The organism is Hymenobacter tibetensis, assembly GCF_022827545.1.
Lineage (GTDB): Bacteria > Bacteroidota > Bacteroidia > Cytophagales > Hymenobacteraceae > Hymenobacter > Hymenobacter tibetensis.
The window spans coordinates 2,435,920-2,447,797 of the sequence record NZ_CP094669.1 but is presented as its reverse complement, the minus strand read 5'-3'; the positions used below and the strand labels follow the sequence as shown (position 1 = coordinate 2,447,797).

Here is an 11,878-nt window from a genome sequence, read left to right as displayed (position 1 = left end):
AAAGATACAATTGCCGTTCGTGCGTCCGCAATTCGTGGGAGTCACGCAAAAAGCTAAGTGCGACTTCTTTCCACCTGCTATGTACCGAAGCACGGTCTGTTGCTGCGTACTCCTCGGCGTAGCTCGGCAGCAGCCAATGACAACGTATCTACTGCGGAAACCCGGAGTTCCTGCTTCGTTGGGCCGCATGAAAGCCGTACCTTTGCTAATAAGCCAAAACGCTTAGCTTTTCGAATGGCACTGGATTATCTTTCTCTTCTAAATCCCTCGCAGGCGGCTGCCGTGATGCAAATCGACGGCCCTTGCATGATTATAGCTGGCGCGGGCTCGGGTAAAACCCGGGTGCTTACTTACCGCATTGCCAACCTACTCGAACAGGGCGTTGACCCGTTCAACATTCTGGCCCTCACCTTCACCAACAAGGCCGCCAAGGAGATGCGCGCCCGGATAGAGAAGGTAGTAGGCGGAGCGGCAGCCAAAAACCTGTGGATGGGCACCTTCCACAGCATATTTGCCCGCATCCTGCGGTCCGAAGCCGACAAAATTGGCTTTCCCCGCTCCTTCACTATCTACGACACGCAGGACAGTAAAACGCTGATCAGCCAGATTCTAAAAGAGCTGGAACTCGACGACAAGCTGTACAAGCCTGGTATGGTGTTGGGCCGAATCTCGGCGGCTAAAAACAAGCTCATATCCGTTCAGCAGTACCTCAATGACCCGGTTATCCGCCAGGACGACGAGGCCGCGCTACGGCCCAAGATTGGCGTGATTTATCAGCAATACGCCAACCGCTGCTTCAAGGCAGGGGCTATGGACTTCGACGACCTGTTGTACCAAACCAACGTTCTGTTCAAGGACCATCCCGATGTGCTCAACAAGTACCAGAACTTATTCCGGTTTGTGATGGTGGACGAGTACCAGGACACCAACTACTCGCAGTATTTGATTGCGCGCAAGTTGGCGGCCAAAGAGCGCAACATCTGCGTAGTAGGCGACGATGCGCAAAGTATCTACGCGTTCCGGGGCGCTGATATTCAGAATATTCTCAATTTCGAGAAGGACTACCCGGAGTTGCAAGTATTCAAGCTAGAGCAAAACTACCGCTCTACCAAGACGATTGTAAAGGCGGCCAACTCGGTTATCAAAAACAACCAAGCTCAGCTGCGCAAAGACGTATTTTCCGACAACGAGGAAGGGCCACTGATTGAGGTACTGAAGGCGGCGTCGGACAATGAGGAAGGCAAGCTCGTAGCCAATTCCATCTTCGAGGACAAGATGAGCCATCATCTATCCTACGATGACTTTGCCATTCTGTACCGCACCAACGCCCAGAGCCGGGCCATGGAAGAATCGTTGCGCAAGCTCAACATCCGCTACAAGATTGTGGGTGGCTTGAGCTTCTACCAGCGCAAAGAAATCAAGGACCTGGTAGCCTACCTGCGCCTCACGGTGAACCCCAACGACGAGCAGGCGCTCCGCCGCGTTATCAACTACCCCAAGCGCGGCATCGGTGATACAACCATTGCCAAGCTCATCAACGCTGCCGAGGAAAGCAACCACACCATTTGGGAAGTGGTAGCCAACGCCGACCAGTTCCTTCCCACTCGCACGGCCAACCCGATAGTAGACTTCGCCGAGAAGATCAAGGCCTATACCGCCGTAGCAGCCAAAGAAGATGCCTTTGAAGCGGCCAAGTTCATTGCCAAGAACTCGGGCATGATCGAGGAACTATACGCCGATAAAAGCATCGAAGGTCTTTCCCGCTACGAGAACATCCAAGAATTGCTGAACGGCGTGAAAGCCTACACCGAGGACCCGGAACGCGAAGACAAAACGCTGGGCGCCTTCTTACAGGATATTGCCCTCGTGACGGACGCTGACACCAAAGACGCGCAGCAGGAAGGCGAAGCCGTGACTATGATGACGATTCACTCGGCCAAGGGCTTGGAGTTTCGCAACGTGTACATTGTGGGGATGGAGGAAAACCTATTTCCTTCGCAGATGATGATAACGTCGCGGGCGGATCTGGAAGAGGAACGCCGGCTGTTTTACGTAGCCATCACGCGGGCCGAAAAGAAGCTCACCCTGAGCTACGCCACGTCCCGCTACCAGTGGGGCAACTTGCGCAGCTGCGAGAAAAGCCGGTTTCTCGATGAAATCGACCCGCAATTCGTAGACTTCAAGTTTGCGGCTACCCCGAGTGCCGGCCCCGGCGAGTCACCATTCGGGCATGTGTTCGAGCGGCGCAGCAACCTCTTACCCACGCCGGCGCGTAAGACAGTTGCCAAAGGCTATACTCCCCCGGCAGACTTTCAGCCCTCCGATACCAGCAATTTGCAAACTGGGCAACGGGTGGAGCACCCCAAGTTCGGTTTTGGCCACGTAACGAAGCTGGAAACCGTTTCGGGCTCCACCAAAGCCATTATCGAGTTCGAAGAAGTCGGCGAGAAGACGTTATTGCTGAGTTTTGCGAAATTGCGGGTGCTTGGCTGATGCACTAATTGCCGTATGTTTAGCTTTGGCAGCGGCAACGTGGCACAGAGGCACCGTCGTCTGGTGTCCAACCCCAAAGCACTGTAGCGGCTCTATAGGCTGCCGCAGTTCCCCCTTACTAGGATTTACTTTTTTCTAATGCCCTTACCTTCCCTTCATAAGCACGAGCTACTACAGCGCGAGTACGGCCAAAGCACCTTCCAACTGGTGCAGGGCCTGCGCGACGTAGAAGACAAAGCCGAGCGTACACGCCGTGCCACCCAGATTGTGCAGCTTATTTTCCGGCTGCAACCTTCCCTGCGCGACCAGCCCGATGCCCAGCAGCGCGTCTGGAACCATCTCTACGAAATGGCCGATGAGGACCTGGATATTGATGCGCCATTCGAGTTGCAAGGCTTGAGCCAGCTTAACCAGCAGCCCAAACCTATTCCTTACCCAAAGCAAGCCATGAAGCTGAAAGCGTATGGCAAGAGCGTGGAGCTAATGGTGGAAAAGGCGCTGACGCTGGAAGACCCCACGGAGCGTGAGCAGGCCACTATCACCATTGGCCGAACGATGAAGTTTCTATACCGTTCGCACAACAAGGAAAACGCCAAGGACGTCACTATTCTCAAGCACCTCAAAGACCTGTCCGGAGGACAATTGACCCTGGACCCGGCGCAGGTGGAAGCGCAAGGGCTCTTCGAGTTTGCCGGGGGCGGTGCTCCTGTAGTCGCAAGCGGTACTGGCCGGGCGGCTTTCGTGGTACCACAGCCGCGCCAAGACCGTGAAGGACGCCGCGGCAACAGCGGCGGCAATAACCGGCGCGACAAGCAGCGCCGCGGTGGCAAGAAAGGTCGCCAAGAACCCCAACAACCTCCTCAGTAATTTTTCTGAAGGAGCTAGGAAACGGGCCGTGAGAACTGGCTGATCTTAAGGAATAAGGTGGAACGGCGTTGTAGTTGCCGTTCTTGCTGCTGTTTCCTTCGCCGGTATTCACCGCCTGCTCTCCTAGCTCCTAATTCTTGTTATATGGCCTCATTCGAAGTAATTGGCGGGAATCCGCTCAAAGGAGAAATCGTGCCGCAGGGCGCCAAAAACGAAGCGTTGCAGATTCTGTGCGCTGTGCTGCTAACGTCGGAGCCCGTTACCATCTCCAACATTCCCGACATCCGCGACGTCAACAAACTCATTGAGCTCTTGCGCGATATGGGAGTGAAAGTTGGCAAACTCGCTTCGGACACCTACCGCTTTCAGGCCGATGATGTACATCTGAGCTACTTGGATACGCCTGAATTTGTAGCCCAAGGACGGGCCTTACGCGGATCCGTGATGATCCTGGGGCCTATGCTGGCTCGTTTCGGTAAGTGCCAGCTGCCCAAACCCGGTGGCGACAAGATTGGCCGGCGGCCCTTGGATACCCACTTTGTAGGGCTAGAGAAACTCGGTGGCAAGCTGACGCTCGAAGGCTTGGATTTCTACCGCATCAACGCCGACGGCCGGCTACGGGGAGCCCACATGCTCTTAGAAGAAGCCTCCGTTACGGGCACAGCCAACATCCTGATGGCCGCAGTCCTAGCTGAAGGCACCACCACCATCTACAACGCTGCTTGCGAGCCGTACGTGCAACAGCTTTGCAAGATGCTTGTGCGCATGGGGGCTCGTATCACGGGCATAGGGTCCAACCTACTCACCATTGAAGGCGTGGAGAGCCTTGGTGGCACCGAGCACCGCATGCTCCCCGATATGATTGAAATTGGGTCGTTCATTGGTCTTGCGGCCATGACGGGCTCGGAGATTACCATCAAAGACTGCCAAATCCAGGAGTTGGGCGTCATCCCCGACACGTTCCGCAAACTAGGCATCCAGCTAGAGTTCCGCGGCGACGACATTTACATCCCGGCACAAGACCGCTATCAGATTGCCACCTATCTTGATGGCAGCATCCTGACCGTTTCCGACCACACCTGGCCGGGCCTCACCCCTGACCTGTTGAGCATCGTGCTAGTGGTCGCGACGCAAGCCAAAGGCACCGTGCTCATCCACCAGAAAATGTTTGAGAGCCGCTTGTTCTTCGTAGACAAGCTCATCGACATGGGCGCCCAGATTATCCTCTGCGACCCCCACCGCGCCACCGTTATCGGCCTCAACAAGCGCACGCGTCTGCACGGTATCACCATGACGTCCCCGGACATTCGGGCGGGCGTGGCCTTGCTCATCGCGGCCCTCTCCGCCGATGGCCGGAGCATAATAGAAAACGTCGAGCAGATTGATCGGGGCTACCAGTACATCGACAAACGTCTGACCTCGTTGGGTGCGCAAATCCGTCGTTTGTAGTCCAATTCGCGCAAGACAACCGAGCGTATCCTCGGTTTTAGGTTACGCTAGTTATATGACTCTCAATCAAGTGATAGGTATTGCCGGTTGGCAATACCTATTTTGTTTTTTCGGGGATTTCTATGCTGCCTATGTAGGACTGAATGACAGGTAGCAAACGCGGCAAAATGGCCTCTATTGCTGCTCGCTCTTTGCTGGTCCAGTGGCGGGGATGCCCGAAAGTACAGGGCTGAAGGATACCCCATAGTTGCCCATTGTCGGTGATGTGGGCATGAATTAGAGCCCGGTGTCCAAACGTTTTGCGCTCGAATTCTCGGTTGAGCACGTCGGGCGTAGCAGCTTCCACGTCTTCCACAAACACAGATGGCCGGGTAGCGAGAGCAGCCCGAAATAGAGGGTCTTGTTGGGGCAAGTCGGTGGTATCTTCCTGCCAGTCATGGATGGGGTTGGGTACTACGTCGTTCTTGCGCCAACAGAACGCAATACGCCCTTTGCCCACAGCTGGGTCCCGAACATATAGGAAGCAACGGTCCGCTTCCAAATACTTCCCGACTTGCTCCAATACTCGGTTGATGGTAGCGGCAGGGGCCTCATCGGTGGGCACCGTTACCAAGAGCGAACTAGGTGAACTCATAAAAAGGAGGCAAGAAAATAGTCCTTTGTGAAACGGGCCTTGGAGTGAATAGTTCTTGGCTTTTTTCGCACACTTGTTCTATAAGTATCCTTAGTAGGCATTAGGCCTGCTTGGGAGTATATCAGCTGGCAATTGGTATATATAGCCTATACCATACACTATCTGTTCAGCGTTGTGTGAACGTGATGGTGGTTGGCGCGAAGGAACATCTTTACTCCTCATTATGGATATCATGGAAAAGACTGCTCTAATCATGGTGTATGCCTTGTTCTTACTGACCTCTTGCAGTCAAAAGCAAGGCGCTGTATCAGAAGATAAAACACTGACGGAAAACGTATTAATGAGTGCGCCTCCAGTCATGGAATCAAGCTCTCCCTCAGAAGATCCTATTGCATCTGTTGCTGATAAACAAGCCATTACGGAAGCCGCTCAAGACCCCGCCACGCCAGCCAGAGTTGCAGCCGCGCCGGCCGCAACGCGCAAGCTTGTTTACCATGCCGAAGTGCGGGTGAAAGTAGCAGACCTAGACCGGGCTAACGCCCGCATGGACAGCCTCACGCGCACCTATGGCGCCTACGTATCAGATGCTTCCGAAACGCGACAGGACGGGGAGCGGCAGCACCAGATGAAGATTCGGGTGGTGCCAAGCCGCTTCCACGCCATGCTGGGTAGCCTCAACGGGTTGGGGGCTTTGGTATCTAAAACGCTGGGTACCGACGACGTAACGGCGGAACACGCTGATGTGTCGGCGCGGCTGGGAACTAAGCGGGCCTTGGAGCAGCGTTACGTGGCTTTACTGAGTCAGGCCAAGAAAGTGTCGGACATTCTGGAAATAGAAGAAAAGCTAGCAGAAGTGCGGGGTGATATTGAATCAACGGAAAGCCGCCTCAAGACCCTCAACGACCTAGTAGCTTATTCCACCATCACGCTGACGTATTTCCAGGAACTACCCCTGAATGCCCCTGACGCGCCAGTACTTTCGTTTGGCAGCCGACTGGTGCAGTCCTTTTACGATGGATGGGAGTTGCTCACAGGCCTTGTATTAGCTCTGGTTACAGCGTGGCCGCTCTTGCTTGGTGGGGCGCTTGGACTATGGGGGCTGCGGGCCTGGCGACAGCGCCGCCGGCAACAGACCGCTGCTACTTCTGCCTAATGCTAGTGTTAACAGCAGTACCACACAACAACGCCCCGGCTACCATGGCAGCCGGGGCGTTGTTGTGTGGTACTGCTGTTGGCTTTAGTCAACCACCATGTCTATAACGGCTGTCACGACCGATAACACGACGCTGAACAGCACCGCGGAGAGAAAGCCATCTAGTTTGAACCCAGGAATCAGGGCGTCGGCAATCATCACGATAGCCGCGTTAATGACCAGCAGGAAGAGGCCAAGCGTCAGGATGGTGATGGGCAGCCCGAGCAATTTCAGAATGGGCTTTAGTACGGCGTTAAGCACGGCCAGCACAATTACCAACAAAATAGCATCACCGAAGCCACCAATGTGAGAGCCTGGCAGGAAAGCCGCCAGCAGATATGTGATAACTGCCGTGAGCAAAAACTTGAGAATGAATCCCATGCGCGTAAAGTGTGATTAGGTAAGGGAGAAAGTAGACAGATGTACGCGGAAAGCGCAAAAAAGATAGATTGAAGGCTATGTATCTAGCCCACCCAGATCCAAGCGAAAGCCCCAGCGAAGCAGCCCCATCCATGAATAGATGAGCGCCGCTCCGCTGGGGCTTATGGTGTTCTAGACCGACTTTCTACTTTTCAGCGCCCTTGTCCGTAAGACGCCCCTGCGAAACGCCCATCCAATTGGCCATGCTATACAGCAAGCGGGCCCCCACAATGGCGTTCCAGTCAGTGTCGCCGGGAGCTACTTCGTTTAAGTCGCAGCCGATGATAGTCCGTCCGGAGCGTACCACTTCGCGGATAAGGTAGAGGGCCTCCTCAAACTCCAGCCCACCAGGCACTGGCGTACCCGTACCGGGGCAGAGTTTGGGGTCGAGTCCATCAATATCAAAGCTCAAGTATACCTTCTGCGGCAGCTGCGCAATGATTTTGCCGCACACCTTCTTCCACGATTTCTTAGCGAACCGCTCGTCGCTCAGGAAACGGTTGTGAAACATCACAATACGGCCTTGGCTATGCTCCACGGTTTCGGCTTCCTGCTGACTTAGGTCCCGAATACCTACCTGCACCATCTTTTTCACCTGCGGCAGCTTAAGCGCATTGTACATGATGGAAGCGTGCGAGTACTCGAAGCCTTCGTATGCGGGGCGCAGGTCACAGTGCGCGTCGATTTGCAGGATACCAAACTCCTCGTGGCGCTCGGCCAGCGCGTGCAGATACCCAAGGGGAGTGCTATGGTCGCCACCAAGCAACACCACGCCTTTGCCGGCATCAAGGTAGGCACCGGTTTTTTGCTTGAGGTAGTTCAACAAGTGTAACCCCTGCTTGGTAATAGCAGCGGGCACGTCGGCGTGCGTGGCGGCCTCGGCGGCAGGCTCGCCTGCTTCAAGCCACTTGATGTAAGCAGCTGCCTGCTTCCGCAGCTGCTGGCTTTGCTGCGCCACTTTTTCGTCGGCATCTTCCATAGCCAGGCCCATACGCCAGGCATCTGGCATGTCCGGGTCGTACAGATCCACTTGCAAGGAAGCCTCCCGAATGGCTTCGGGGCCTTCCGCAGTACCCGCACGATACGAAACCGTTACCTCCCAGGGCACAGGTACAATTATTACCTGCGCTTCCGGCACAGTGAAGGGAAGACCATATACGCCCCCTTGGGAATCACCCAACGCATTAGGGTCGAAGTCGGCGAGCTTTTTCTCGAGGTCAGAAGTGTGGGTTGAAGCCATAAGGCGATACAAAGAAGTGGTGGGATAGTGAAATGGTGACGTGGTGAAGAGGTGAGTTTGACGTTCTAACCGTGCCAGTGGCGCCAGAAAAACGTCAAACTCACCTCTTCACCACGTCACCATTTCACCACTAAGAAGGCTGACCGTTCAGGAAATTGTACGTGCGAATAATTTCCAGGATTTTCTCGAACGTGGGCCGATCAAAGAATAGCATCAGTGGCAATTCAACCGAGTTGTTTTTGTCGGAGAATTGGGTGATAACCGAAAAAATCAGGGGCTGCACCATTGGCTGCTCTAGCAGCAAGTTGTTCAGCGAGTCGGCAATGTCGCCTCGGGGCGCAATGGGCGGTGCACCGTAGATCTTGGCCTTCAGAATATTGGCTAGCTGCGTCACCAAAGCCCCCGTAATGATGTTACTTATTTCCAGCAACAGCGACTCCTGCATCTCGTCGATGCTAGTGGAAGCAAGCGTGTTCATGCGCAAGCATACCTTGGACAAGCGCTGGATATGCTGTCCGGAGAAGAACATCAGCGTGGTGCCGTTGAAGTCACCGCGGATATCGGACTGCACCGGAACATGCTCCTGCTGAATCTCGTGGACTCTCTGCAGAATGCCCGTACCAGGCACCAAATCAAGGCTAGGTACCTCGAGTAGCACCTTCTCTTGGGCAATCACCGCGAAAGAATCGGCGGCGCGGGCCAGTCCTATGTTCAGAATCTCGCGGACTACGTCGCGCTCCAGTTCCGTCATGTGCAAGTCCATATAGTTCATTCGATTGGCCGGCCGTTGCAGTAACGTAACCGCAATGGATTCAGCAGTACGTAAAATTAGGGTCGCCGGGCTAGAAACAGTCGAGTTAAGGCAGGCACGTCGAGCACTAGGCATACTTGCCCACTGCCAAGCAGCGTAACGCCGCCAAATAATTCGATGGTATCCAACGGCTTACTCATTGGCTTGATAACAATGTCTTGCTGCCGCAAGAAACGGTCGACAATAAGCCCTAGTTTGCGGTTGTTGTAAGCAATGATGATGATGTCTTGTCGGCCCTGTACTTCGGCTCGGGTAACCGGAGCCATTGGCCCCTCGCCGTTGAGCAGGCGGTGTAGACACACAATGGGTACGTTTTCGCCTTGGACGCCGGCCATCAGCAACCCTCCTACCACGTGCAATTGCTCGGGCCAAAGAGAAACTACAGAGTCGGTGTGCATGAGCGGAATAGCATAGCTGCGCTGTTTCAACTCGAAGAGCAACGCCCCTTTTACGGCAATGGAAGTGGGTAGTACTAGCGTAAACGTGGTTCCTTCCCCTACTTTCGAATCGACGCGCAATTGTCCGCCCAACGAGTCGATGGCTAGCTTCACTACATCGAGCCCCACGCCTCGGCCAGAAATTTCGGTGACCTCCTTGGCCATTGAAAAGCCTGGCTCGAACAGAAAGGCCCGAACGGAATCATCGTCGAGGACTTTGGCTTGCTGCTTGGTGACGAGCCCCCGCTCCACGGCCTTCCGCCGCACTTGTTCGATGTTGATGCCTTTGCCATCGTCCACTACCCGGATCAGCACATCGTCGCGCTCGGTTTGCGCGGAGAGCTGCAGATGGCCTTCCGCCGATTTACCCGCTTTCGTCCGCTCAGCAGGCGTCTCGATGCCGTGGGCCACTGCATTTCGCACCAAATGCAGCAATGCATCCGTGATGATTTGAAGGATGTTACGGTCTATCTGGATGTCTTGACCACTCAGCGTGAGTTCCACCTGCTTCTGCTCGGCGCTAGCTACGTCGCGCACCACTCGGGGAAACTTGTTAAGCAAAGACCCGACATTTACTAAGCGGGCATCCATCACCGAATACTGTAGCTCGTCGGTGATACGGAATAAGTGCGCCGCCGTGTTTTGCAGCGCTGTGTTGCCGATTTCCTGGCTTAGCGTCAGAATTCGGTCTCGGTCGATAATTAACTCTCCTACCAGGTTGAGCAGATGATCAAGCTTCTTGATCTGAATATAAACCAGGTCCGAAAGTTCTAGCTTGCGGTTGGCTTCTTCGTCACTTATGTCTTCGTCGGCTAGTTCTGGCTCTTCTCCACGCACCAAACGGTCCAGGTTTTCCAGCAGAATAGACACGTCAGGCATATCGGCTTCTTCGCCTACTGCCCGAATCATGGCGCCTAGCATATCGACCCCAGAGAACAGCACCTTGGTTAGGCTGCCAGCAAATTCACGCTGCTTGTCTCGGATAAGACCAAAGATGGTTTCCATGTGGTGCGCCACCTCCCCAATCTCAGTGAAGCCCATGGCCCGCGAGTTGGATTTGAGGTTGTGCATCAATCGAAACAACTCATTGAGTGCGGGTTGATCCTGTGGGTTACGCTCCAGCTCACTAATGTGCCGGCTCATGGAATCATAATATTCCAACGCCTCAGCCATGAAGATTTCGCGGTATTCCTGCTCGCGTGATTTCATAATCAGACGGCTTGAGGAACAGACGACACCTTGTTTCGAGCCTCGGCCATCACCCGCCGGAACCGACCGGCATGCAACGTAATGGCGTTAGGCAGGTCGGCTAGTGATAGCACAGCATTGGCCCAGCCCGCTTGGATGACCGAGTTCGGCATCGAAAAGACCACCGAAGAAGCCTTGTCCTGCACCAATACGGTGCCACCATGCTGGCGAATAGCCTGGGCTCCTAGCGTGCCATCACGCCCCATACCTGTGAGCACTACGCCCAACACGTTGGGGCCCACAGTGCGAGCAACGGAACGCATCAAAATGTCGATAGAAGGCTCGTCGCCGGACGGACTGGCTTCAGTTGCTATATCGAGTTGCCAGCATTGCCAAGGGCTAGTAGTGGCCCGTCGCACCAGCACATTGCGCCCACCTGGCGCCACCACAATACGGCCAGGCTCAAGCAACGTACCAGCCCAGCCCGCTACCACGGGCAGCGCACTAGCCCGAGCCAAACGCTTCACAAAGGAATCAAGAAAAGCGGCCGGTAAGTGCACCGCCACGATCACCGCGCAAGCCAGCGTAGCCGGCAACGCTCGAACCAACGACTCCACTGCGGTGGTTCCCCCAGTAGAGCCACCAATTACTACAACACCACCTGGTAAGCCCGGAACCGCACCCACCCGGCTGACAGCTTCTATAGGAGAAGTAGGCAACGGGAAGGCTGCCCAGACTTTGCGCAGCACCTCACTCCCCCATTCACTTGCACTTGTGTTGGCTGAAATAAAGTTCGTTACACCCCAACGGCTGGCCTCACGCAGCATGCCAGCCAATGGCGCTGCTTCGCAGTACAGCAACACAGGCACCACCATCTGGCGGCTTAACGCTTCTACTACACGCAACTCTAGCTCGCTCACAATCAGCAACTGTGGACGCAGACGATACGCGTACGCCAAGAGTTCGGCCGGGTTTTCGCCAGCACACACCACGCAGAGCCTTGGCTGCTGCTCGAGCAAGCGCTTCAAGGCCAACCGCCCCGTAGTGGGCAGATTACCTAGCAATACAGTAAACGGAGCGGAAATATCAGGCACGAGCAAAAGGAAACCAAGACAACAGGCAGGCGGAGCAGACCACAAAAGTCTAC

Annotated in this window: 10 protein-coding genes; 4 read left to right on the top strand and 6 right to left on the bottom strand. The window is 55.0% G+C overall.

What is annotated here, in order from left to right:
* Positions 1 to 240 precede the first annotated feature (240 nt).
* The 3 genes from MTX78_RS09675 (at position 241) to murA (ending at position 4,809) form a co-directional block, all read left to right on the top strand.
* Positions 241 to 2,493: an ATP-dependent helicase gene (locus MTX78_RS09675; protein WP_243802852.1), complete on the top strand. Its 2,253-nt coding sequence runs from the start codon at positions 241 to 243 to the stop codon at positions 2,491 to 2,493.
* Positions 2,494 to 2,631: 138 nt separating this feature from the next.
* The gene (locus tag MTX78_RS09670; protein WP_243802089.1) at positions 2,632 to 3,360 is read left to right on the top strand and encodes a DUF4290 domain-containing protein; all 729 of its coding nucleotides are present in this window, start codon (positions 2,632 to 2,634) and stop codon (positions 3,358 to 3,360) included.
* 144 nt (positions 3,361 to 3,504) lie between these two features.
* Positions 3,505 to 4,809, top strand: a complete 1,305-nt coding sequence (gene murA / locus MTX78_RS09665) for a UDP-N-acetylglucosamine 1-carboxyvinyltransferase (protein ID WP_243802087.1) — start codon at positions 3,505 to 3,507, stop codon at positions 4,807 to 4,809.
* 97 nt (positions 4,810 to 4,906) lie between these two features.
* Here murA and MTX78_RS09660 read toward each other — a convergent pair whose 3' ends face one another.
* The gene (locus tag MTX78_RS09660; RefSeq protein WP_243802086.1) at positions 4,907 to 5,443 is read right to left on the bottom strand and encodes a GAF domain-containing protein; all 537 of its coding nucleotides are present in this window, start codon (positions 5,441 to 5,443) and stop codon (positions 4,907 to 4,909) included.
* A 358-nt stretch (positions 5,444 to 5,801) separates the two neighbouring features.
* Between MTX78_RS09660 and MTX78_RS09655 the strand changes: the two genes are divergently transcribed.
* Positions 5,802 to 6,596 (top strand): DUF4349 domain-containing protein, encoded by a 795-nt coding sequence (locus MTX78_RS09655; RefSeq protein ID WP_243802085.1) that lies wholly within the window; start codon positions 5,802 to 5,804, stop codon positions 6,594 to 6,596.
* An 84-nt stretch (positions 6,597 to 6,680) separates the two neighbouring features.
* On the opposite strand, the gene MTX78_RS09650 is transcribed toward MTX78_RS09655, so the two are convergent.
* From MTX78_RS09650 to MTX78_RS09630, 5 genes are all read right to left on the bottom strand, one after another.
* On the bottom strand, positions 6,681 to 7,016 hold the full coding sequence (locus MTX78_RS09650) for a phage holin family protein (RefSeq protein ID WP_243802083.1): 336 nt from the start codon (positions 7,014 to 7,016) through the stop codon (positions 6,681 to 6,683).
* Positions 7,017 to 7,200: 184 nt separating this feature from the next.
* Positions 7,201 to 8,295 (bottom strand): agmatinase family protein, encoded by a 1,095-nt coding sequence (locus tag MTX78_RS09645; protein ID WP_243802082.1) that lies wholly within the window; start codon positions 8,293 to 8,295, stop codon positions 7,201 to 7,203.
* 130 nt (positions 8,296 to 8,425) lie between these two features.
* Positions 8,426 to 9,058 (bottom strand): chemotaxis protein CheC, encoded by a 633-nt coding sequence (locus MTX78_RS09640; RefSeq protein WP_243802081.1) that lies wholly within the window; start codon positions 9,056 to 9,058, stop codon positions 8,426 to 8,428.
* Positions 9,059 to 9,123: 65 nt separating this feature from the next.
* Entirely contained in the window at positions 9,124 to 10,752 is a 1,629-nt protein-coding gene (locus MTX78_RS09635) for a chemotaxis protein CheA (RefSeq protein WP_243802080.1), read from the bottom strand.
* A 2-nt stretch (positions 10,753 to 10,754) separates the two neighbouring features.
* Positions 10,755 to 11,825, bottom strand: coding sequence for a chemotaxis protein CheB (locus MTX78_RS09630; RefSeq protein ID WP_243802079.1), 1,071 nt, complete (start codon positions 11,823 to 11,825; stop codon positions 10,755 to 10,757).
* Between the last annotated feature and the right edge of the window lie 53 nt (positions 11,826 to 11,878).

Bases quoted from the DNA above. Each gene is read 5' to 3' on its own strand.
- MTX78_RS09670 (WP_243802089.1), top strand. From the start codon at position 2,632: ATGCCCTTACCTTCCCTTCATAAGCACGAGCTACTACAGCGCGAGTAC.
- MTX78_RS09635 (WP_243802080.1), bottom strand. From the start codon at position 10,752: ATGAAATCACGCGAGCAGGAATACCGCGAAATCTTCATGGCTGAGGCG.
- MTX78_RS09645 (WP_243802082.1), bottom strand. From the start codon at position 8,295: ATGGCTTCAACCCACACTTCTGACCTCGAGAAAAAGCTCGCCGACTTC.
- MTX78_RS09650 (WP_243802083.1), bottom strand. From the start codon at position 7,016: ATGGGATTCATTCTCAAGTTTTTGCTCACGGCAGTTATCACATATCTG.
- MTX78_RS09655 (WP_243802085.1), top strand. From the start codon at position 5,802: ATGGAATCAAGCTCTCCCTCAGAAGATCCTATTGCATCTGTTGCTGAT.
- MTX78_RS09640 (WP_243802081.1), bottom strand. From the start codon at position 9,058: ATGGACTTGCACATGACGGAACTGGAGCGCGACGTAGTCCGCGAGATT.
- murA (WP_243802087.1), top strand. From the start codon at position 3,505: ATGGCCTCATTCGAAGTAATTGGCGGGAATCCGCTCAAAGGAGAAATC.
- MTX78_RS09660 (WP_243802086.1), bottom strand. From the start codon at position 5,443: ATGAGTTCACCTAGTTCGCTCTTGGTAACGGTGCCCACCGATGAGGCC.